Origin of the sequence: Streptococcus sp. CL5.50, from assembly GCF_049738015.1 — a bacterium.
In the GTDB taxonomy this organism is placed as follows: Bacteria; Bacillota; Bacilli; order Lactobacillales; family Streptococcaceae; genus Streptococcus; species Streptococcus mitis_CA.
Genome location: NZ_JBKOTR010000003.1, coordinates 1 through 23,299 on the forward strand (window position 1 = coordinate 1; position 23,299 = coordinate 23,299).

The following is a 23,299-nucleotide window of genomic DNA, read 5'->3' on the forward strand; positions in this document are numbered from 1 at the left end:
AAAAATGAACTTGGTAACTCAAGTTCATTTTTTTCTTATAGTCTATTTCCGACATTAATACGGTTAATGGCACGTTGCAGTGCAATCTTCGCACGACGTTCTTGGTCAATCAAGTGTTTGTCTTGTGCTTCTTCAATTTCACGCTCTGCTCGAAGTTTGGCACGTTCTGCACGACTAACGTCGATATCACGAGCACGTTCTGCAGAGTCAGCAACAATTGTGATAACGCCATTGGCAACTTCGATAACACCTCCGTTCACTGCAATCCAGTTCACGTGATTTTCATCATCTACACGTTTAACCTTAACCTCATCAACTGCTAAAACTGCAATCATATTTTCATGTCGTGGCAAGATTCCCATCTCACCATCCAGAGTTCGAACTGATACAAAGCTGGCATGGTGATCATAGACGAGACCATCTGGTGTCACGATCTGGACAGTTAACTGAGCCATAGATCACCTCTTAAAATCCCATTTTTTCAGCTTTTGCAATCACATCTTCGATAGAACCTACACCACGGAAGGCATCTTCTGGCAAGTGGTCGTGTTTACCATCAAGGATTTCCTTAAAGCCACGAACAGTTTCAGCAACTGGAACATAAGAACCTGGCTGACCAGTAAATTGTTCCGCAACGTTGAAGTTTTGTGACAAGAAGAACTGGATACGACGGGCACGAGCAACCAAGGTCTTTTCTTCATCAGAAAGCTCATCCATACCAAGGATAGCAATGATATCTTGCAATTCATGGTAACGTTGAAGAACGCGTTTTACTTCAGCAGCAACTGCATAGTGCTCTTCTCCAACGATTTCAGGTGCCAAGGCACGTGAGCTTGAAGCAAGTGGGTCAACGGCTGGGTAAATACCCAATTGTACCAACTTACGTTCCAAGTTTGTAGTAGAATCCAAGTGAGCAAAGGCTGTTGCTGGCGCTGGGTCAGTATAGTCATCCGCTGGCACATAGATAGCCTGGATAGAGGTTACAGAACCCTTCTTAGTTGATGTGATACGCTCTTGCAATTGACCCATTTCCGTAGCAAGTGTTGGTTGGTAACCAACGGCTGATGGCATACGACCCAAAAGGGCAGATACTTCTGAACCAGCCTGAGTGAAACGGAAGATATTATCGATAAAGAGAAGCACGTCTTGGCCTTCCACATCACGGAAGTATTCAGCGATTGTCAAACCAGTAAGGGCAACACGCATACGTGCTCCTGGTGGCTCATTCATCTGACCAAATACCATGGCTGTTTTCTCGATAACGCCTGATTCTTTCATTTCCCAGTAAAGGTCATTCCCCTCACGAGTACGTTCCCCAACACCGGTAAATACTGAAATACCACCGTGTTCTTGGGCAATGTTGTGAATCAATTCTTGGATTAAGACGGTTTTACCAACCCCGGCACCACCGAAAAGTCCAACCTTACCACCTTTTAGGTAAGGAGCAAGAAGATCGATAACCTTAATCCCTGTTTCAAGGATTTCAGAAGAGGTAGACAACTCATCAAAAGTTGGAGCTTTTTTATGAATTGGCTGACGCTCTGCATCTTCTGTAAAAGGAGCTTCCAAGTCAATGGTATCTCCCAAAACGTTGAAGACACGTCCCAAAGTTTCTTTACCCACTGGTACAGAGATTGGACGACCTGTGTCCAATACTTCCATTCCACGAGTCAAACCGTCTGTTGATTCCATGGCGATAGTACGAACCATACCATCTCCCAACTCCAAGGCTACTTCAAGGACGATTTTTGTTTTTCTTTCGTCATTTTTGTAGACGACAAGTGCATTGTTAATCTCAGGAAGTTTTTCCCCTGCTGCAAACAAGACGTCTACAACGGGACCGATAACCTGAGCAATTTTACCTGAACTCATCTCCTTCTCCTATTCTATATAAGATACTGTCGGTCCCTAGCTTAACTAGGTCCTAAGTTCATTTTCATACGAGCTGGACTAGAGCCTATTCTAAGGCACTAGCTCCTGCTACGATTTCTGTAATTTCTTGTGTAATCGCCGCCTGTCTGGCACGGTTATACTGAATTGTCAAATCATTAATGACTTTCTTAGCATTATCTGTCGCTGTTTGCATGGCGGTCATACCGGCAGCATTTTCAGCTGTCTTAGCATCGATAATAGCCCCGTAAATCATACTTTCTGCAAACTGAGGCAACAACTGCTCCAAAATTTCTTCTCGGCTAGTTTCCAATTCAAAGGTCAAGCTGTAACTATCATCTGCTTCATTTGGATCCAAGTCAACAATCGGAAGCATTTGCTCCACACGCATTTGACTGGTTAGCGTATTGACATGGTGGTTATAGCAGACATAGAGTTCATCAAAAAGTTCATTTTGGTACATTTCAACAGTTTTTGAAATAATCTTACGAACTTCATCAAAGCTTGGTTGATCTGCCAAGCCACGTAGTTCATAAAGTGGTTGAATACCACGAGCTTTAAAGAAATCAGCTCCCATTCCACCAATACAGATGATTTCAAAACCTTTACCGTCTGGATGGTATTCCTCCTTCAACTCCATAACGGCTTTCAGAATAGAGGAATTATAACCTCCAACCAAACCTCGGTCTGAAGTAATGACGATATAGCCTGTCTTCTTAACTGGACGGCTAATCAACATCGGATTGGTTGAACTACCGGCTCCATTACCATGAAGAATATCCGTCAAAAGTTTACGAACTTTCTGAGCATAAACTTGGAAGTTGCGAGCAGCTTCTTCAGAACGACCTAGCTTAGCAGCTGATACCATCTGCATGGCATTAGTGATTTGACTCGTATTTTTTGTTGAGGCGATTTTTGTTTTAATATCATTTAGAGATACTGCCATCTGACACCTCTATTCTTATTGGAAGCTGGTTTGATTGAGAAACTCTGTAATCGCAGCATCCAAGACTGCTTCTTCTGGCAAGTCTTTTGTATCACGAATGGTTTCCAAAATCTCTGGATGTTGAGCATCAAAGAAGGCATGGAACTCTTCCTCGAAACGAACAATATCATCTACAGGAACAGTATCCAAGAAACCATGTGTCAAAGCATAGAGAATGGTTACTTGTTTCTCAACAGGCAATGGTTTGTGAACAGGTTGTTTCAAGACTTCAACTGTACGACGTCCACGGTTCAACTTAGCCTGTGTTGCTGCGTCCAAATCAGAACCAAACTTAGTGAAGGCTTCCAACTCACGGTATGAAGCAAGGTCAATACGAAGTGTACCAGCAACCTTTTTCATGGCTTTAATTTGTGCAGAACCACCTACACGAGATACAGATGAACCCGCGTCAATGGCTGGACGAATACCTGCATTGAAGAGACCATCACCAAGGAAGATTTGTCCATCAGTGATTGAAATCACGTTGGTTGCAATATAGGCAGAGATATCTCCTGCTTGTGTCTCGATAAACGGTAGGGCTGTAATAGATCCACCGCCAAGTTCATCAGAAACTTTAGCTGAGCGCTCAAGCAAACGGCTGTGAAGGTAGAAAACATCCCCTGGGAATGCTTCACGACCTGGAGGACGACGAAGCAAGAGAGACAGTTCACGATAAGCTACCGCTTGTTTTGAAAGATCATCATAAACAATCAAAACATGCTTCCCTTGGTACATAAATTCTTCCGCCATGGCAACCCCAGCATAAGGAGCTAGGAAAAGCAATGGAGATGGTTGTGAAGCAGAGGCTGTCACAACGATTGTGTAGTCCAAGGCACCGTACTGACGTAGTGTTTCTACTTGCGTACGAACTGTTGACTCTTTTTGTCCAATCGCTACGTAGATACAGATCATATCTTGACCTTTTTGGTTCAAGATTGTATCAATCGCAATAGTTGTTTTCCCTGTCTGACGGTCACCGATAATCAACTCACGTTGACCACGACCAATCGGTACAAGGGCGTCGATAGCTTTCAAACCAGTTTGCAAGGGTTCTGATACAGACTTACGTTGCATAACACCAGGAGCTGGCGCTTCTACTGGACGAGTTTTGTCAGTGTGGATTTCTCCAAGACCGTCAACTGGACGACCAAGCGGATCCACAACACGACCAATCAGACTTTCACCTACTGGGACTTCCATGATTTTACCTGTACGGCGGATTGTATCGCCTTCACGGATATCTGTAAAGTCACCCAGGATGATAATACCAACATCTGTTGACTCCAAGTTTTGAGCCATACCATAAGAGCCGTTTTCAAAAATCAACAACTCTCCACTCATGGCATTTTCAAGGCCGTGAGCACGCGCGATACCATCCCCGATATAGGTTACAACACCTGTTTCAGTCACATCAAAATTGGGTTTGAAATTTTCAATTTGTTGCTTAATTAAAGCGCTGATTTCTTGTGCGTTAATTGCCAAAAGAACACCACTTTCTATTTCAAATTTTCTTTAACAACTTTAAGTTGTTGTTTAATACTCACATCAATTGTCTTGTGATTGGCAAAAATGACAAAACCACCAATAAGACTTTCATCGATTTGTTCTTTTACACTCCTTACTTTCAGAGACATTTTTTTCTCAATCAAAGGGAGCAAGCGACTCTTCTGTTCATCAGTTAAAGGATGAGCTGACGTAATCGTCACTTCAAATCGATTTGTTTCTTTTTCAAGTCGGTTCAAGCAATCTACAAGAATATCATAAAAAAGATTTGCTCTGTGATTGTAGATAAGAACCTGAATAAAGTTTTGCAATAAAGGTGACACTGAGTCTTGGAAGAAAGAAATCGTTTTTTCCTTGTCAGACTCGTCTACTGCCACTTTTTTTAAAAAAGAAGGTAAGCCTGTTTCTTCAGCAACTTGCTTGATTTGAGCTAAGTCTGAAAAGATACGGTTTTCTTCTCCTTTTTCTAAAACCAATTGGACAAAAGGCATGCTGTATTTTTCAATTACCTTTACTGTTTTCTTGTCCATTAAGCTTCTCCTAACTGATCGATATACTGATCAATGAGTTCTTTATGGGCATGACCGTCAAGGTTTTGTGAGATGATTTTACCAGCCAAGCTGATTGTCAAATCTGCTACCTCACCCTTAACACTTTGTAAAGCTTCAGCTTTATTTTGAGCAATTTCTTGGTTCGCTTTTTCTTTCAAGCGTCCTGCTTCTAGCTTAGCATCTGCTAAAATACTAGCTTTGCTTTTCTCAGCTGTCTCTTTCGCATTCTCAATGATTGTCTTAGCTTCTTTACGGCTACCAGCCAATTCATCTTCGCGTTTTTGAGCCAATACTTCCGCTTTTTGACGTGCTTGTTCAGCTCCGTCAATATCTGCTGCAATTTTTTCTGCTCTTTGTTCGAAAATGCTAGTCAAATTTGACCAAGCGTATTTCTTAACCAAGACTAGCAAGAGAATAAAGGAACCAGCGATTAGTATAAAATCACCAAGTAATTCACCTACTGTTACATTCATAAACTACTCCTTTCTATTCTTCATCATTAATTTTATTTCCTAAGTACATTGAAGATAACAAAGTAAATACATATGCTTGTACACAAGAAATAAAAACAGAAAATGCAGTCCAGATTAGATTTGTTCCAAAAGCAATAGGATACCAATAGAAGGCCTGATGAGAAAGTAGGACTAACATACTTGCCATCACTTCCCCTGCAAAGATATTACCAAAGACCCGCAATGCAAGTGAAAGGAGATTGGTAACTTCTTCCAAGAGATTCATTGGTGTCATAAAACCTGGTGTTACAAATGCTTTTAAATACTTTTTGATTCCACGACGACGAATTCCTTCTACGTGGGTCATTAAAATAATTGTAAAAGACAAGACCAAGTCAAATGACAAATTTGCTGTTGGTGAGGTCCAAAGATTTACACCATCTGTAGTCTGAATTCTAGCCATTAAGCCAATATTATTTGCAATGGCCATAAATAGGAATAAACAGAAATAAAAGAGAGAATAATCCTTTATCATTGGACCAAGGTTTGATTTTGTAAATCCAACGACAAAATCAAATAAATACTCCAATACATTTTGTTTTCCTGTGGGTCTCAAAGTCATATTTCGAGTTGCCCAATAAATAAAGCCAAAAATAAGTGCTACAGTCAACAAAGTCAAAACTACTATGGTTAAATTAAAGGTAACAGGACCAATATTGATGGTTGGATTAATACTTTCTTCCATCTAAAATCCTCCCTTTTTCAATTTATACTTCTTTTATTTGATGATAAATGAAAAGACAAGAGTAACGAAGAAAGTACCTTCAATAAAGGCAACCCCTAGGATCATCAAACTACGTAGTTCTGAGATGATATCTGGTTGGCGAGCAACTGATTTCAACAAACCGTTCATCAACATACCTTCACCAAGAGATACACCCATACAGGCAAGACATAGACCGAAAAATGTTAAATTCATGACGAATTCTCCTTTTAATTAAAATTTACTTACTTAGTTTAGTCCTAAAAATTGGATTTGTCAACTTTTTACTAACATTGAAAGCGTTTAATGAAAATTATTTACAATTTTACTATTTTTAAGTCTATTATATAGAAAATTTTGGAAAAAACTTGTAATAAATCCGTCTATTATCTAGGTCTTTCTGAAAAATAATGAAAAAATCCGAGATGAAATCTCGGATGGAAATTAATATATTTTTTTAACCTAATGTTCTTTTAGTAAATAGGATTAAAGGGAAAGCAACTAGAAAGCTTTCGTCCCCTACATATTTATTAAGCACGAACTGTGACGCTGGTTCCATCTTCCTTATAAAGATTGATGAGACCTTCTTTGAGAGCTCGAACCATATCTCCAGCTTGAACAGGTTGTGGAACCTTGATAGTCAATAGTTCCATTGGATTTGGAGCGCGATCGATCTTATTTCCTTTAGCATCATGCAAATCTTCGATATAAGTCTCAAAATGACGGAAACCTGGGCCATAAAACTCAACTTGGTCCCCTTCGTTAATGACGTTCCGTTGGCGAATGGTTGCTGTTTGTGTCGCATCATCGTAAGAAACCACTTCAGCGACAAACTTATACTCAGGAATTTTACGACGAGCACCAAACAACTGCTCATTTTCAGATGGTGTACCATAGTAGAAACCTGTTGCTAATTCACGTTGGGCAACCTTCCACATTTCATCAATCAAGTCCTGCTTGATAGCTTCAAACTTCTCTGGACTTTCTAGATAAGCATCAACAGCTGCCTTGTAGCAGTTTGTTACTGTTGATACGTAGTGAATAGACTTCATACGTCCTTCAATCTTGAGACTGTCCACACCGTTTTCAATCATATCTGGGATATGGTCAATCATGGACATATCAACGGCTGACATTGAAAATTCTTCAGGAATTTCACCTTTAAGACTCTTACGTTCCTTCCCAAATGGCATATCGTAAAGGTCGTACTTCCAACGGCAAGATTGAGAGCAACCACCTCGGTTGGCATCACGCATACTCATGTGATTAGAAAGTGTACAACGACCAGAGTAAGAGATACACATAGCTCCGTGGACAAAGGCTTCAATCTCAACATCTGTACGTTTGCGAATTTCAGCTAATTCTTCCATTGAAACCTCACGCGCCAAAACAACACGAGTTAAGCCCAGTTCCTTCCAAAACTCAAGAGTTTCATAGTTAGTCGCACTGGCTTGAGTTGAAAGGTGAATTTCAAGGCCTGGTGCTTCAGTCGCTGCAATCATAATCAAGGCTGGGTCAGACACGATAACTGCCGCGATTCCGATATCACGTAGTTTACGGAACCACTCACCAGCACCAGCTTCATTTCCTTCGTGCATAACCATGTTGGCAGCTACATAGACCTTAGCTCCATACTTAGCCGCAAACTGGACACCTTCTTCCATCTGTTCAAAGGTAAAGTTTCCGGCACGGCTACGAAGACCATAGGCCTGACCACCGATAAAGACAGCATCTGCTCCATACTGAACAGCTACCTTTAGCTTCTCTAAAGTCCCTGCAGGTGATAAAACCTCAGGACGTTTTAATGTTTTTGTCATGTTTTCTCCTATTTGCAATATAAAAGTTTGACGTTTTTCCTTCTCATTTTATAGTAAATAAGTCATAAAATCAAGCCTAGACAGATTGTTTTGACAATTCTAATCTTTTAGATTATTAAAGCAAAAAGATTGTCAAAGAGAAAAAGCCCACAGATGTGAGCCCTTTTCTAATATAGGTTAGAAAAAACTATTTCTACACTTCTTTTTTCTTGTGTGCAAGAAATCCAAATCCACTCAAAACTCCTAGAAGTCCTAAGACTACAAGATTAGCATGATCTTCCGTACCTGTATTAGGCAATTCCTCTCTCTTACTTGCTACAGAAGTCGGAATTTGTGAAGTTTCTTTTGTCGATTGTTCAGTTGGTGTCTTTGATTTTGGTGCTTCAACTTTTGGTACCTCAACCTTTGGTGTTTCAACTTTTGGCGTTTCAACCTTTGGTGACTCAACTTTTGGTGTTTCAACTTTTGGCGTTTCAACTTTTGGCGTTTCAACCTTTGGTGACTCAACCTTTGGTTTCGTACCTACTATAATAACTTCTTCTACTGCTTCTTCAGTAATCGTGGTTGGTTCGTTCGGTGTTAATGCACCTGTATTAGGATTCAAGATATAAGTTGTCGTAGTAGTTGTTTTACCAGCTTTACCAGGTTTTGTTACTTCACGATAATCTTTATCTTTTGTACTATCTTCTACGTAACGTGTTGTATATGGAATGGATCTTTCTACAACTGTTGGTTTCGTACCTACTATAATAACTTCTTCTACTGCTTCTTCAGTAATCGTGGTTGGTTCGTTCGGTGTTAATGCACCTGTATTAGGATTCAAGATATAAGTTGTCGTAGTAGTTGTTTTACCAGCTTTACCAGGTCTTGTTACTTCACGATAATCTTTATCTTTTGTACTATCTTCTACATAACGTGTTGTATATGGAATGGATCTTTCTACAACTGTTGGTTTCGTACCTACTTTAACCACTTTAGGTTGCATTTCACTACGTTTCTCAATAGGTTGACCATCAGTAACTTCTCCTGTTAATTCATTTACAATCTTAGGTGTTGAAGTTACAACCTTACCCGCAGTTCCATTATCGACAGTCTCATTGTCACCTACTTCCTTCGTTGGGTCTGCAACATAAGTAGTCTCAATCGGAATAGGAGTTTCAATCTCAACAGGTGATAAATTATTTTCATACTTTTGTTTATAAACATAAGTTATAATAGTTTCACCTTTTACAATCTCTGTAAGATCTTGTTTGTCTTGGTCTTTAAAGGTATAACGCTTGTTCTCAAAGTCAATATCCGTAGGATGAGTTAATGTAATTTGCTCCCCTACTGCTTTTACCTCACTTGTAACAGACGGTCGAATCTCAGCACCTTGTTCATCGACAAACTTTTGAGTAACCTTGCCTTTATGTTGAACCTCTGTATAAGTCACCAAATGATAGTCACGAGCTACACCGTTTACTGCTTTATCTGCGTCAGCTAACTCGACATTTTTACGAGCAAAAATGTAAAATATACGAGGATGAAAGTAATCTCTTTGTTTTGCTATAACTTTACTTGGAATATAATTTTTTTGGGAAATCTTATTCTCTCCCACTAAAGAAGTTTCTTGACGGTAAGTAGAATCAACACCAGTAGCCGAGCGTAGTTCAATGTCAGAAACTTTAACATCAGGTATATCCGCAGAAGTTATAACACCTTTATCTTTAAAACTTTGAACATCCAAAACCTTAGCAAACAAATCTTTAACAGGAATAACATTACCTTTCTTGTCCTTGTAAGTGTAAGTTCGAGTGTAACCAATCAAATCAGTGTGATTTTCCGCTCTTCGAGTCATATTTTTAATAATAACATGAGTTTCTATCGGTTTACTGCTGAAAATGGCGTAAACTTTAGTTTCCTCTGGTAACGTATACTCAAATTTTGCAGTTGTTTCGATACTTGCAATACCATAAGTTTTAGCAAGAACACTTTCTGAATCAGGTGTAATGGTGTAACTGTAAATTTCATTTGGTTTTAACTCCACTACATTAGCGCGATATCCTTTGTTGCTTCGATTTGTATTATAAGAGTTTGGTAGAGTTGAAAGAGTAGGCGTTTTTACAATCACTTCAGTAACGTCTGTTGTTGTTGGGTTCGCTAAAGCACTTCTCAAACCTTGAGATGTTGTTAAGTCCAGTTCCTGAGCTTTCAAATAATTGACTGTACCACTTGTTGAAGTAATTTCACTTACAGAACCCTCTTTTAAAACATCTTCATCAATATCTCTTGAATTTAATTGGGAAAGTACAGTAGCCTTAACTTTAACGTAATCAGCAGTCACATAAGTATCCTTAAACTCCTCAATCTTAGCTCTATCAGCATCAGCTTGTACTTTCTCTGCTTTTGCTGATTCTAAAGACTGAATTTCAGCGTCAACTTTTTCTTCAGCAGTTTTTCGTAACGGATTTACTTCAGAAGGAGTATTAGCTGTACCTACATTTTCAACTGGTGTTTCATTTACAGTGATACCTAGCGCTTTCACTTCTTCTACTTTTGCCTTCAACTCTGCTTCTTTTACAGCATGAGATGTACTAGTTTCAAACTCATTTTGTGAACTTTCACCTGCCGGTTGACTTAGTTGGACGCTTGTTGTTGGATTAGTAGGTTGTTCGTCAGCGCTTACAATCCCATTTAAAAATAAACTCCCTAAAGCAGTCGTTAGGATAATACCACTTAACAAACCTAACTTAGTTTTACGGAGATAGCCATGACCTTGTTCTTGTTTTACTGCTTTATGCAATAGAAACACCTACTTTCATTTATTTGTATTGTTAACATTATTACATAATTAACTAAAAAAGTAAAGGCATAAACTCAAGAATTAAATACAATAAATTTATAAAAACTTCCTAACCACTGTACTAGAATTTTCTACAATTCAAAAAACAATATCAGAACGGATTGATACTGATACGAAACAAAAAACAAAATGACTCTTTATACATCTATAGTAGGATTCAAGACAGATTATTTATTTCTTAATCGATATATAAAAGAAATCCTGATTAAACTGTCTTTAAAACTTAAGAAATCAAGGATATGATAAAAGGTATGGATATCAGTATATCTATTTTTACCATCTCAAAAGTAGATTCAGAGAATATAACTGTTCTCTTATGATGAGACTTTGGAGGCAACTATTCTGTCTTGTTTTATGAAAGAATAGCTTAACCTTTTACTTAAAATATTCATCTAAAAAAAGAGAGAACGATTTTGTTCTCTCGAAATCCTTATTTTTCATTTACTATAAGAGCAAAGTAATTATAGGTTTACTCCCACTCTACTGTTGCAGGTGGTTTACTTGTAATGTCGTAGACGATACGGTTAACGTGGTCCACTTCGTTTACGATACGTACTGAGATTTTTTGAAGCACTTCCCAAGGAATCTTAGCAAAATCAGCAGTCATACCATCGATAGAGGTGATAGCACGGATTGCAATCGTGTAGTCATATGTACGACCGTCACCCATAACACCAACTGAACGAACGCCTGTATTAACTGTGAAGTATTGCCAGATATCGCGATCAAGACCAGCTTTAGCAATTTCTTCACGAAGGATAGCGTCTGACTCACGAACTGTTTCAAGTTTTTCTTCAGTAATTTCTCCCATGACACGGATAGCAAGTCCTGGTCCTGGGAATGGTTGGCGCCATACGATATGGTCTGGCATACCAAGCTCTGTACCAAGGGCACGAACTTCATCTTTATAGAGAGTGTTGAGTGGTTCGATCAATTCAAATTGCATGTCTTCTGGAAGACCACCCACGTTGTGATGTGACTTGATAGTTTGAGCTGTATCTGTACCAGACTCGATAACGTCTGTATATAAGGTACCTTGAGCAAGGAATTTCACATCTTTGAGCTTGCTTGCTTCGTCATCAAAGACATACACAAATTCGTTACCGATGATTTTACGTTTTTGTTCTGGGTCAGAAACGCCAGCAAGTTTATCAAGGAAACGTTTAGCAGCGTCTGCTTTGACGATATTCAAACCAAACTTACCACCAAGCATGTCCATAACTTGGTCCGCTTCTCCTTTACGAAGAAGACCGTGGTCTACGAAGATACAGATCAATTGATCGCCAATAGCCTTTTGGAGAAGAACCCCAACGACAGATGAGTCAACCCCACCGGATAGACCAAGAAGGACACGTTTATCACCGACGGTTTCACGGATTTTTTGAATCTGCATATCAATGAAGTTATCCATTGACCAGTCGCCTTTAGCTTTACAGATGTTAAGGGCAAAGTTACGAAGGATATCATTCCCGTATACAGAATGACGAACTTCTGGATGGAATTGGATACCGTAAATGTGTTTATCTGGGTTTTCAATGGCTGCGTATGGGCAGTCAGCAGATGTACCTGTACGAACAAAGTCAGAAGGAATCTCAGTAACTGCATCACCATGGCTCATCAAAACAGTCTGTTCATCAGGTGTTGATTCAAAAAGAGCTGATGGTGTGTGAGTAAGAGTTGATTGACCGTATTCGCGATTTCCAGCGTCACCTGCAGGGACAACTTTTCCTCCAAGTTTATGAGTTAACAACTGCATACCGTAACAAATTCCCAAAATAGGAATTCCAAGTTCGAAGATTTCTGGGTCAATATCAAATGAACCATCTTCGTATACAGAGTTTGGTCCGCCTGAAAGGATAATTCCTACAGGATTGATTTCACGAACTTCAGCAGCTGAAATTTTATGGCTTTTTAGTTCTGAAAAAACACCAATCTCACGGATACGGCGTGAAATCAGCTGGTTGTACTGGCTACCATAATCCAATACGATGATTTTTTCTACATCTTGCAAATCAGTTGAAATGTTGCTCATCTTTTTCCTTTCTCAAAAGAAATATCTTTTTTCAATATTCTATCACAAATAAGGGCGAATTACCAACTAAACAAGGCGAAGTTTGACTTTTTCTAGTTTATTGGGGTACAATAGAGAAAAGATAGAAATGAAGTGAAAATATGCTACCTGCTTATATGAAAATCCACGATCAGATTAAAAAGGATATTGACGAGCACCGTTGGGCTATTGGGGAGAGGCTTCCTAGTGAACGAGATTTAGCAGAGCAGTTTGAGGTCAGTCGCATGACCCTCCGCCAAGCTGTATCTCTATTAGTTGAAGAAGGTGTCTTAGAGCGCCGCGTAGGAAGTGGCACCTTTGTTTCCAGTACTCGGGTACAAGAAAAGATGCGAGGGACAACCAGTTTTACTGAAATTGTTAAGTCTCAAGGTAAAGTACCCTCTAGCCAGCTCATTTCCTACAGAAAAACCATTCCCAATGAGCAGGAAGTTGCTAAACTAGGAATTTCTCCTACCGAAAATATTATCCGAATGGAGCGGGTTCGCTATGCCGACCAAGTTCCTCTAGTTTATGAAGTTGCTTCTATTCCTGAAAAATTCATTAAGGACTTTAAAAAAGAAGAAATCACCAGTCATTTCTTCCAAACCTTGCAAAAACATGGCTACCGCATTGGCAAATCACAGCAGACTATTTATGCTCGTCTCGCTAAGGAAAAAATTGCCCACTATTTGGAAGTTGAAAAAGGACATGCTATTCTTGGGCTGACTCAGGTTTCCTACCTAGAAGATGGTACTGCTTTTGAATATGTAAAAAGTCAATATGTAGGCGAACGTTTTGAATTTTATCTTGAGAATAATTAGATTACTAGGCAAAAACTCTCTGTCACGGACAAAGAGTCTTTTTTATTTCTCTAACAATAAATCTTTCAACGAAATCAGAGTTACTGCAATTAATATCATTGCCATACCAAGAAAATCAATGGGATAAAATTGTTCATTCATGATTAGGAAGGCAAAGAAAACCGCCGAAATTGGCTCAATTGAAGCCAACAAGCTTGACTTAACCGGTCCAATCAAACTGGCTCCCTTTAAGAAGGCTGTATAGGCAAAGACAGTCCCGATAAGGATAATACCCGCAAAAGCCAGGAGAAAATCAAGACTAGTTGGGATAGCAGTCTGTAGAACTCCTGTAAAAGGAAGGGCGACCAAACCTGCTATGACCATTCCCACACCAATGACCAAGCTACTCCCCCACTTCTTAATCAAGGCTATGGGCAAAATGATATAAAGTGCGTAAGTCAGAGCAGAAAAGAGACCCCAGAACAGGCCTGCAGGTGTCATGGATAACTGGTCCAACTGCCCATGAGTTGCAATCAGGAAGGTCCCTCCAATGGCTAATATGATTGAAATAATCTCTCCCAGTGTCGGTGCCACCTTATCTTTGATACAGCTATAAATCAAAATCCCAACAGGACAAACATACTGAAGCACCGTCGCGGTTCCTGCATTGGTTTCCTGAATAGCAGTTAGATAGGCGAATTGATTGAGGAAGAGGCCAATTAGAGCAAAAATGAGAAGAGACAGCAAACTTTTTCTATCCTTTAAAAAGGCCAGCATTTTATCCTTTGCAGTAGCATAAGCCAAGAGCATGAGAATTCCACCAGCGATTAAAAGACGCAAGTTGGTCAAAACCAGAGCCGAAATTCCGTGCGCCATCAGGTATTGACCACTCGTTCCTGACAAGCCCCAAGCAATCCCAGCCACAACTGTTAATAGAGTCCCTTTTAAACTGTTTGACATGTCTCTCCTTACTCTTCTTTGCGAATCAAGTCCATTACTTGATTGCGGTCTAAAATCCATTGAGCCCTCTCATCCTTTTCATAGGTACGATTCGATAGAAAAATAGCCGCTTCTTGCTTCTGACGACTCCACATGATAAAGGTACCTGTATAGCCCGTATGGTCTAGCCAATCTCCTTCCAAATTCCATGCCAAAGAACGTTCCTTGTCATCCAAAGGAGAAAAATTTTTACTCAAATTTCTTGCAAAATCATCCTCTAAATAGTGTTCTAAAAAGATTTGTAAATCCTTTACAGTCGAAAACAAACCAGCACTACCAGCATGTCTGCCTAGGAGGCGAGCCTTGGGATCATGTACCAGACCTGCCTCGACACCTCTAACTGTTGGAACAGCAAGCTCAACAGGTCCAAACTTGGTTTCCGTCATTCCCCAAAGATTCCAGACTTGTTCTTGTAAAATCACATCCAAGTCTTGATTAAAGATTCTTTCCAAGATAAAACCCAACAACAAAAAATGGACATCCGAATAAAGAAAGGCTGGCTGATTTCGTCTATTGAGATGAAACATAGCTTCCTTTAATTCTGAATCTGTTAAAAGATCACGATTGGGAATAAACGGATCAAGATCTGTTGCGTGAGTCAAGAGCTGGCGAATAGTGATGTCTGGATAATCACTCTCAGCTAAAAAATCGGTTACCGGTCTGTCAATATCTAATTGACCTCTTTCCCACAAGAAGGTGAAAACAGTACCTACCCCAACAACCTTGCTGACACTGGCTAGGTCATAAAGTAGTCCTGTCTCAGTATCCAAGCCATGCTCTGGGTCACTCTGGCCAATATAGAACTCCGTCCATTGATTGTCCTTAAAATACGTAAAAGAGGCTCCGGGATAGATCCCTGCCTCGATTTGTTCTTCTATTTTTTTAATAATCTTGGTCCACTTCATACTGCTTCAAACCACAATTCAACATTATTTCTATCTTTACCTAGGAAGAATTTTTCAGACTTAGGAATAAAATATTCAGTAGACTCAAACTTCTGGCGCAGACTTGCTATGTCTAATTCATTAACCAAGAACTTGAGCATAGACAAGTCCCAAGTAACCGTATTGTCCACAGTCAGATCCTGACCCTGAGCTGGGATAAAATCAAGTGATGTCCCAATTTCAGATAGTTCCAAGAAACTATCTACATCCGTTGGGAGGTGTAATTCCATAGAAATCTCAAATTTACTTAAAGAAATTGACTCCAGATCTGTTTGAAATTCAGGTTTTTCTCCTACATCGACTAGACTTTCTCTATCATCTTCTGCGTGAATCAAAATCAAATCATCTTCTGGTGAGAAAATTTCAAAAGCGTAGCCGTTTTGACCTTTATATAATCGATGAATCGAATCTGTTTTAGATAAGATTCCTTCAATTTCTAAGGGATTTTCCACCTTGACAATCAATCTAGCTAGTTTTTTTCTTCCCTCTACCTTACGAGTGCGCATACTTGGAGCTTCTTCTAAAACCAGCTTTTCTAGACCTGTTTGATCACCTAGTGACAGAAAGGCTGACTCTTCTAACAAGGCCTTCATGCCAAGGGTTTCTATATAAAATGTTTCATTTAATTTTCTATTATTAACTTTTAAAGTAGGAATAATCCGTACAATCTGATTTACATTCATAAACTCCTCCAACTCTTTTATTTTAAAGGATTTTAGAATTTTTTACAAGAAATTATGCTCAGATTTATCTTTTTTTCGTAAAATTTCATCTAAAAAACCGAGGATTTCCTCGGTTTCAATTTCTTATAGGTAAAGGAATTTGAAGATAGCTACTGCCGCAATTGCTGCTGCTATCGGTGCTACTACTGGTACCCAAGAGTACCACCATTTTGAATCACCTTTGTGCTCACCAAGAACAGATTTTGGAAGGAAAGCATGAAGGAGACGTGGTCCCAAGTCACGAGCAGGGTTCAAGGCAGGTCCTGTAGGTCCACCAAGTGATGTTACCAAGGCCATAACAAGGAATCCAAGTGCTAAGTGAGCTACTGAAAGTCCTGAAGCAGTATGTGGTGCTACTTGGGCTTTGATTGCTAAATCAGAAAAGTCAACATTTTGACCTGCTTGACTAGCCATTTGTTTCATGTATTGAAGCACTTCAGAACCAAAGAAGTTTTTAGTCAATCCAAGGGCTGCAAAGAAAAGAACAAATGATCCAACAAACTCATTTACAAAACCATTAACAGTTGCTGCAAAGCGTGATTCTTTTGTACCTTGATCCAAACTTGAGATTGTTGAGAAAGTACCCAGGATATTGTTTGGATTTTCAGTTTTCAAGTAGTATGGGCGGTGTGTTGCCACAACCAAGGCTTGACCAAAGATAGCACCCAAAACTTGTGCAAGGATATAAGGCGCTACTTGCGCCCAAGGGAAGAGACCGCTGATTGCAAGTCCAAGAGTGAAGGCTGGGTTGATGTGGTTACCTGATACGTTACCAAACATCAAAGCTGGAATCATAACCCCCATACCGTAACCAACAGCTATAACGAGCCAGCCACTTTGGTGACCTTTCGTACCTTTAAGTTCAACGTTAGCAACTGCACCATTACCAAGAATGATCAAAATAGCAGTTCCCAAAAATTCAGTGGCATATTTAATTGCCCATGTGAAATCCATTTGATAGATTCTCCTTAAAATTTTTTAGACAATCCTTATTCTATCAATTTTTATATCTTTTAGCAACAGGTTTTCTAAAAGATTAACTGGGAAAACGCTTTAATTCAGGAAATTTAAAAAGACTTAACAAATAAAGCTTGTTAAGTCTTCATATCCTATTATTGACGTTGTCCGAAATCTGCAATCATCTGCTCCATTTCTTGTCGACTAGGAGTTGTCAGCATATAAAGGTAATCTCCTTGAAGTTCCGCAAAGGCTGCTGGCATGATTTTTTTAACCTTGAACTGCTGACTATATTTGGCAAGTAAGTCCTCCTCAGAATAAACATAGTGAGCATTTGCACGGCGAGAAGTAGCCAAACAATACTGAGATTCAAATTCTGACACTGGGAACTCTTCTCCTGCGACAATAGCTGCATAGCCACGATAGAGGTCCAAGGAATGAGCAAAGTTATAAACATCAATGGTAAAACCACCTGCAGGGCGGTTATTGTACTCAATGGCGATGTAATCATCCCCTTCACGGAAGAACTCGATATGGAAGAAACGTTCTTTCATACCAAATTCTTTGACAATTGCCTCACCATATTTACGTAATTTGGGATCCATATCCTTAAGAACATAGTAGGAATTGTCCATCTTGTAAATCATGAGATCAAGCGGTGTATAGGCGTAGTCAAAAGTTGTTGAAAAGACAATCTTTCCATCCTTGTCCACTAGACCATCAAAAGTGCAAATTTCGCTAGAGGTGACAAATTTCTCAAAGAAATAAACAGTTGAATGATCCCACTCAGACTTGAAGTGATTGATATCGTCTTCTGTTTCAAGCTTAAAGGTTGCGGCTGCTCCCACTCCATTATCAGGTTTGGCAATCATTGGAAGACCAATTTCTTTCACTGCTTGATCAACATCTGCTTCCGTCTTGATAACAGCTCCAGGTACCACAGGGACACCTGCTTTTTTGAAAAGTTTCTTCATTTCAGACTTATATTTAGTCTTTTTGAGATCCTCTGGTTTGGCACCAAAGACATTGAATTGTTCTCTGAGTGCTGCGTCCAGCTCTAGCCAATATTCATTGTGGGACTCGATACGGTCAATTGGGCCATGTTTATAAAATAGAAAAGCAACTGCACGTTTGACTTCGTCTATGTTCTCAAGATTGTCCACACGGAAATACTCGGTCAGGCTATTGCGTAAGGGCTCATCCAATTGCTCGTAAGGTTCTTGGCCAATTCCCAAGACGGTGATGCCTTTATTAGCTAGTTCAATGGTAAACTGTTGAAAGTTTTGTGGATAGTAGGGAGAAATAACAAGGTAATTCATAGGTAACTCCTTTTATAAATAGAGATTTCCAAGGAAATAAGGCATTTGTTTGCGCCACCATTCCCAGTCGTGGGCGACATCGTGTCCCCATTCAGCAAACCAGGCTGGAATTTGTTTCTGGTCAAAGGCTTCTTTAAGCTTGTAGAAAGATGGTAGACCGTCTTGTTCCCAGGCTCCAAGACCCGTACACAGCACAATTTCTGCCTGACGGTAACGATCAATAAACCAGCCATCGTTCTGATTCCAAATATAATCTACTGGCGAGTTTTGGTAAATTGCATCGTCATTGTAGTAATCTCCGACAAAGAAACGTGCGTCGTAGACACCACTAAGAGCAATTACTTTGGTAAAGACATCTGGATGTTGGAGGAAGAAATTGACAGCATGGTAGGCGCCCATGGAGCAACCTGTCGTCATCATGCCATCAAACCAACCTGTCTTATGCTTGATAAAAGGAATGGCTTCCTCAATCACGTAGCGTTCGTAGGCACGGTGCATCTCCACTTGGTCGTGACCGTTTTTCCAAGTGGCCAACCAGCTCTCACTGTCTACACTGGATAGGGTAAAAAACTGGACACGGCCTTCCTCGATAAAGGAAGCACAAGCATCAATCATGCCAAAATCATAGTATTCATTGTGACTACCACCTGATGAAGCAAAGACCACAACTGGAATCCCAGCATGTCCATAACGATTAAGATACATTTCACGGTTAAGATTGCCACTCCAGTGGCTAAGGTTTTCAATATGCATTTGATTTCTCCTTTTCTAACTTACCATTTCTCTGCAAAAAATCTCAGACAGTCTGGTAAATTCTCCGACCAAGGGATTTCACTATGGATGGCACCAGACTGAACTTTCAAGACAAGATTATCTAAGTGCACCCCACCTGATATCAAATCATGGTAATACCGAAGAGACGAATCGATATAGGCTTGTTTGATATTACCAGCCATCAGGGTCTTGTCCGTATCATCTGCTTCTTCAGTTCCAACATAGATAAAGATACGCTGGTCAGACGATAGTTTCTTGCGTTCAATATAGCGATTAAAGGCTTCTTGATGGAGCCAGTTAGCAGATGAAAAGACCCCTAAACAGCCAATTTGGTCTTGGTATTCCAAACCGATAAACTGGGTAATATTGCCGCCTAGTGAGGAACCAATCATAGCCGTATGCTGGCGGTCAGATTTGGTACGGTAGGTCTCATCGATAAAAGGTTTGACCACCTCCATGACAAACTCGGCATACTCCACACCCTTACCACCAAACTGCTGCCCTGGGATAGGAGATTCTTGGAACTTCCAAGCCGCATACTCATTCATCCGCCCCATACCATCATTGTCAATGGCAACGACAATCATGCGACTGATGTCAGGATTACGCTTAATAGCTGGGATAATCTTCCATGAATGGCCAATGAAGGACTCTTTACTATAAAAAACATTTTGCCCGTCATGAAAGTAAACAACAGGATAGGAACGATCCGTGTCTTTCTCATAATCTTTAGGCAGAAGAACACGTACACGGCGTTCCTTACCTGTATAAGGAACCTTGAGTTTGTGTTCTTTCATTTTTAAATAAAAGTAGGATTGATTCATTGTCAGAAAACTCTCTATATTCAAAATTTTATTTTATTATATCACAATTATAGAAAAAAAGTTAGTTTTGCTTCCATTTTTGGAATTAAAAACTAACTTTTTCATTTATTTTTCTAAATTCTTCTGGATTTTCTGATTAGAGCAAATTATCAATCAAGTCATCCACTTCATCTTTTTCAGCCTGCGGTGTAATCTCAGTAATCATGATTCCAGCCACTGCTCGCTCAACTAAACCTTCAACATCCATACGAGCTTCATACTGCTCCGCATTCTTAATCTTAGGATTTGTTTTCGGACGATCTGGCGCAAAAATGGTACAACAGTCTTCAAAAGGCTGGATAGAAATTTCAAAGGTGTCAATTTCCTGAGCAATGTCAATGATTTCCAACTTATCCATTGTCACAACTGGACGGATGATGGGAGTGTTGGTAACTGCATTGATAGCCTGCATGCTCTCCAAGGTTTGGCTGGCTACTTGACCTAGGCTTTCCCCATTGATGATAACTAAACCATTTCGTACCTCACGAATACGATCTGTAATCCGCATCATAAAACGACGCGTTAGAGTCATCAAGTAAGCTTCTGGCGCTTTGGCCTTGATTTCCTCTTGAATCTCTGTGAAAGGTACTTCGATAAACTGGATATTTCCCCCAAACTTGGTTAATTTACGGGTCAAATCTTGGGCTTTTTTAAGAGCGCCTGGACTCGTGTAAGGTGGGCTGGCAAAATGAACAGCCTCAATATCCACCCCACGCTTAAGTGCAAGATAACCTGCTACAGGTGAGTCGATCCCTCCTGACAACATGAGCATCCCTTTACCTGAAGTTCCAACTGGCAAACCACCAGCCCCACGAATGGTTTCATAAGAAAGATAGGCTGCTTCTTCACGGATTTCCACCTGAAGATTGATGTCAGGACTTTTCATTTGAGCTTGCACATTTGGAATGGCTTCGAAAACAGCTCCTCCAAGTGTTTGATTGAGTTCACGACTATCCAACTCAAAGTTGTGGTCGCTACGCTTGCCAGAAATTTTAAAGGTCATGCCATCCTTGTAGATGTCCTGCATAATCTCTTGGACAGCAGACTTCAGAACTTCTACAGATTTTTCGACCTTATAAACAGGAGAAAAGTTTTGAATCCCAAAAACTTGTTTGAGTGATTCTGCTACTGCTGTGTAATCTGCTCCATTTAGGTAAGCGTGGGCACGGTCACGATCTGCCGTTACCTTAACTTGGGGATAGATAGACAAAACGTCTGATATATTATTGCGAAGTTTATTGATGAAACGCATACGATTTTTACCCTTGGTTGACAACTCTCCGTAGCGAATCATAATTTCTGAATACTGCATGAATGCTCCTATCTTACTTTTCTAGTTTGATTGTAAATTAATTTTAACTTGGTCAAAAACTGCTCGACCTGACTCATATCATTTTCAAGGTCTAGGCTTAAACGCACAGCTGACTGAGCCTTATCCTTGTCCACTCCCATAGCAATCAGGGTTCCGGCTGGTTTTCCTGCCTTTGACGAACAAGCAGAGGTCGTTGAGATAAAAATATCATAGTCTTCAAAGGCGTGAACGATGACTTCACCACGAACACCCTTGATTCCAAAAGTCAGAATATGAGGGGCAAAGTCTTCCTCATCTGAAAAGACAAAAATATCTGGATAGTCCAGAAGGGCTTGGCGAATCACTGCCTTCATCTGCCCAGTCTTGCTAGTAAAGAAACCTAGCTTTTCCATAGACAAACGGAGAGCCTTGGCTGTCGCTGCAATTCCTGCCACATTTTCAGTTGTTGAACGATAATCACGCTCCTGACCACCACCAGTCAACAGAGGCGTAATCTTCTTGCCAGACTTGATATAGACAAATCCAACACCTCGAACTCCGTGAAACTTGTGACTAGAGAAAGTCGCAAAATCCACTCGTTCTGTCAGATACTTTTCAGTCGGAATCTTGGCAAGTGCCTGAACCGCATCAACGTGGAAGGAAATAGTTGGCTTGTCTGCCAATAGTTCTGAAATAGCTTGAATAGGTTGAATCGAGCCGATTTCATTGTTCACAGCCATGACGGAAACGAGGGTCGTATCAGGTCTTATCAAATCTGATAACGCTTCAACATCTACAAATCCTTTGTTATCAACTGGAGCAAAATCTACTTCAAATCCTTGACTTTTCAACCAGAGGGCTGACTCTTTGACTGCCGGATGTTCAATGGCTGATACAATGATGTGTTTTCCAAACTGAGCCTTTTCAAAGGTCACACCCTTGATGACCCAGTTATCTCCTTCTGTCCCACCAGAAGTAAAGAAGATTTCATCGCTTTTCTTACTGATTAAATCTGCAATCTGTTGGCGAGAAGCATCTAAGATTCGTGTTGCCTGGTCTCCCAAACGATGGAGACTAGATGGATTTCCTAAAATTTTTGAAGCGACCTGCATATAAGTTTCAAGGGCTTCAGGATAGGGCTTGGTCGTCGCCGAATTATCAAAGTAAATCATGTTTTCTCACGCTTTCTAAAATCACTCCTTCTATTGTATCATGAAACGGAGCCTGCGACAAGAAAGGGCAATTCCTCTTTTTTTAAGATTTTTTTAAAGAAATGCGGTATAATAAATTTTAATTAAAGGAGAGAATATATGTCTAATTATCGTAGAACTTCAAAACCAAAAACAGAACACATCAAAAAAGGCTTTACGGTCTTTCAAAAAACTGTTGCCACTATCGGTAGTATCCTTGGCTTAATTACTGCAAGTATCACTATCATGAACGCCTTGGATAATAATAAAAATACTAAAAAAGAACCTACGACAAGCCAGACGACAACAATTGTCAAAGAAATTCAAAAGGAATCCCCTCAGGAAAACACTAGTCCCAATAAGGAAAATAACACTACCCAAGAAAAAACACAGCAAGAGGAAACACCAAAATCTAGCGTCAAGGAAGAGAAAAAAGAAGAGCAGAAAGCAGCAACTCAGGATTCTTCTACTCCTACTCCAAGTAAACCTGCCGCTGATAATGAAAAACAGTCCAATAATACTCCAACTTCAGAAAATAAAAGTAATCAATAGCCAGTAAAATAGCTTCCCTCCAAACTTGGAAAGAA

Annotated in this window: 22 protein-coding genes; 2 read left to right on the top strand and 20 right to left on the bottom strand. The window is 39.9% G+C overall.

Annotated features, from left to right (window positions below; all coding sequences use genetic code 11):
- Positions 1-35 precede the first annotated feature (35 nt).
- The 11 genes from ACLNCV_RS02395 to guaA all read right to left on the bottom strand — a co-directional run bounded on the left by ACLNCV_RS02395 (position 36) and on the right by guaA (position 12,835).
- The gene (locus ACLNCV_RS02395; protein ID WP_000068037.1) at positions 36-455 is read right to left on the bottom strand and encodes a F0F1 ATP synthase subunit epsilon; all 420 of its coding nucleotides are present in this window, start codon (positions 453-455) and stop codon (positions 36-38) included.
- A gap of 10 nt (positions 456-465) precedes the next feature.
- Positions 466-1,872, bottom strand: a complete 1,407-nt coding sequence (gene atpD, locus ACLNCV_RS02400) for a F0F1 ATP synthase subunit beta (protein WP_000094357.1) — start codon at positions 1,870-1,872, stop codon at positions 466-468.
- Positions 1,873-1,957: 85 nt separating this feature from the next.
- Entirely contained in the window at positions 1,958-2,836 is an 879-nt protein-coding gene (locus ACLNCV_RS02405) for a F0F1 ATP synthase subunit gamma (RefSeq protein ID WP_084924218.1), read from the bottom strand.
- Between the two features lie 15 nt (positions 2,837-2,851).
- Entirely contained in the window at positions 2,852-4,357 is a 1,506-nt protein-coding gene (gene atpA / locus ACLNCV_RS02410) for a F0F1 ATP synthase subunit alpha (protein ID WP_000996629.1), read from the bottom strand.
- Between the two features lie 14 nt (positions 4,358-4,371).
- Positions 4,372-4,908, bottom strand: a complete 537-nt coding sequence (locus ACLNCV_RS02415) for a F0F1 ATP synthase subunit delta (protein WP_078238378.1) — start codon at positions 4,906-4,908, stop codon at positions 4,372-4,374.
- Positions 4,908-5,402 carry a F0F1 ATP synthase subunit B gene (atpF, locus tag ACLNCV_RS02420; RefSeq protein ID WP_001103468.1) on the bottom strand — a complete coding sequence of 165 codons (495 nt, stop codon included), beginning with the start codon at positions 5,400-5,402 and terminating at the stop codon, positions 4,908-4,910. The genes ACLNCV_RS02415 and atpF overlap by 1 nt, the downstream gene beginning before the upstream one ends.
- A 13-nt stretch (positions 5,403-5,415) precedes the next feature.
- Positions 5,416-6,126, bottom strand: a complete 711-nt coding sequence (atpB, locus tag ACLNCV_RS02425) for a F0F1 ATP synthase subunit A (RefSeq protein WP_000392870.1) — start codon at positions 6,124-6,126, stop codon at positions 5,416-5,418.
- A 33-nt stretch (positions 6,127-6,159) separates the two neighbouring features.
- Positions 6,160-6,360, bottom strand: coding sequence for a F0F1 ATP synthase subunit C (locus ACLNCV_RS02430; protein ID WP_001054560.1), 201 nt, complete (start codon positions 6,358-6,360; stop codon positions 6,160-6,162).
- 314 nt (positions 6,361-6,674) lie between these two features.
- A complete protein-coding gene (locus tag ACLNCV_RS02435; protein ID WP_000169065.1) occupies positions 6,675-7,961 on the bottom strand; it encodes a peptidase U32 family protein in 1,287 nt (428 codons plus the stop codon).
- A gap of 193 nt (positions 7,962-8,154) precedes the next feature.
- A complete protein-coding gene (locus ACLNCV_RS02440; RefSeq protein WP_424844827.1) occupies positions 8,155-10,752 on the bottom strand; it encodes a G5 domain-containing protein in 2,598 nt (865 codons plus the stop codon).
- 520 nt (positions 10,753-11,272) lie between these two features.
- A complete protein-coding gene (guaA, locus tag ACLNCV_RS02445; protein WP_041171154.1) occupies positions 11,273-12,835 on the bottom strand; it encodes a glutamine-hydrolyzing GMP synthase in 1,563 nt (520 codons plus the stop codon).
- A gap of 140 nt (positions 12,836-12,975) precedes the next feature.
- Between guaA and ACLNCV_RS02450 the strand changes: the two genes are divergently transcribed.
- Positions 12,976-13,674: a GntR family transcriptional regulator gene (locus ACLNCV_RS02450; protein WP_000936193.1), complete on the top strand. Its 699-nt coding sequence runs from the start codon at positions 12,976-12,978 to the stop codon at positions 13,672-13,674.
- A 42-nt stretch (positions 13,675-13,716) separates the two neighbouring features.
- On the opposite strand, the gene ACLNCV_RS02455 is transcribed toward ACLNCV_RS02450, so the two are convergent.
- From ACLNCV_RS02455 to ACLNCV_RS02495, 9 genes are all read right to left on the bottom strand, one after another.
- Positions 13,717-14,613 (bottom strand): DMT family transporter, encoded by an 897-nt coding sequence (locus ACLNCV_RS02455; RefSeq protein WP_084926612.1) that lies wholly within the window; start codon positions 14,611-14,613, stop codon positions 13,717-13,719.
- 8 nt (positions 14,614-14,621) lie between these two features.
- The gene (locus ACLNCV_RS02460) at positions 14,622-15,557 is read right to left on the bottom strand and encodes a beta-lactamase family protein (RefSeq protein WP_261126012.1); all 936 of its coding nucleotides are present in this window, start codon (positions 15,555-15,557) and stop codon (positions 14,622-14,624) included.
- Entirely contained in the window at positions 15,554-16,279 is a 726-nt protein-coding gene (locus ACLNCV_RS02465) for a CppA family protein (RefSeq protein WP_261051600.1), read from the bottom strand. Before ACLNCV_RS02465 ends, ACLNCV_RS02460 begins: the two co-directional genes overlap by 4 nt.
- Positions 16,280-16,402: 123 nt before the next feature.
- On the bottom strand, positions 16,403-17,272 hold the full coding sequence (gla, locus tag ACLNCV_RS02470) for an aquaglyceroporin Gla (protein ID WP_084886436.1): 870 nt from the start codon (positions 17,270-17,272) through the stop codon (positions 16,403-16,405).
- A 158-nt stretch (positions 17,273-17,430) separates the two neighbouring features.
- Positions 17,431-18,594, bottom strand: coding sequence for an ATP-grasp domain-containing protein (locus ACLNCV_RS02475; RefSeq protein ID WP_261082168.1), 1,164 nt, complete (start codon positions 18,592-18,594; stop codon positions 17,431-17,433).
- 12 nt (positions 18,595-18,606) lie between these two features.
- Positions 18,607-19,347, bottom strand: a complete 741-nt coding sequence (locus ACLNCV_RS02480) for an esterase family protein (protein ID WP_424844828.1) — start codon at positions 19,345-19,347, stop codon at positions 18,607-18,609.
- 20 nt (positions 19,348-19,367) lie between these two features.
- Positions 19,368-20,192 carry an alpha/beta hydrolase gene (locus ACLNCV_RS02485; protein ID WP_049499460.1) on the bottom strand — a complete coding sequence of 275 codons (825 nt, stop codon included), beginning with the start codon at positions 20,190-20,192 and terminating at the stop codon, positions 19,368-19,370.
- A gap of 136 nt (positions 20,193-20,328) precedes the next feature.
- A complete protein-coding gene (gene thiI, locus ACLNCV_RS02490; protein ID WP_070527918.1) occupies positions 20,329-21,543 on the bottom strand; it encodes a tRNA uracil 4-sulfurtransferase ThiI in 1,215 nt (404 codons plus the stop codon).
- Positions 21,544-21,551: 8 nt separating this feature from the next.
- Entirely contained in the window at positions 21,552-22,694 is a 1,143-nt protein-coding gene (locus tag ACLNCV_RS02495; RefSeq protein ID WP_261126006.1) for a cysteine desulfurase, read from the bottom strand.
- A gap of 138 nt (positions 22,695-22,832) precedes the next feature.
- Here ACLNCV_RS02495 and ACLNCV_RS02500 point away from each other — a divergent pair, with 138 nt between their 5' ends.
- On the top strand, positions 22,833-23,264 hold the full coding sequence (locus tag ACLNCV_RS02500; protein WP_261126004.1) for a DUF6556 family protein: 432 nt from the start codon (positions 22,833-22,835) through the stop codon (positions 23,262-23,264).
- The last annotated feature ends 35 nt before the right edge of the window (positions 23,265-23,299 follow it).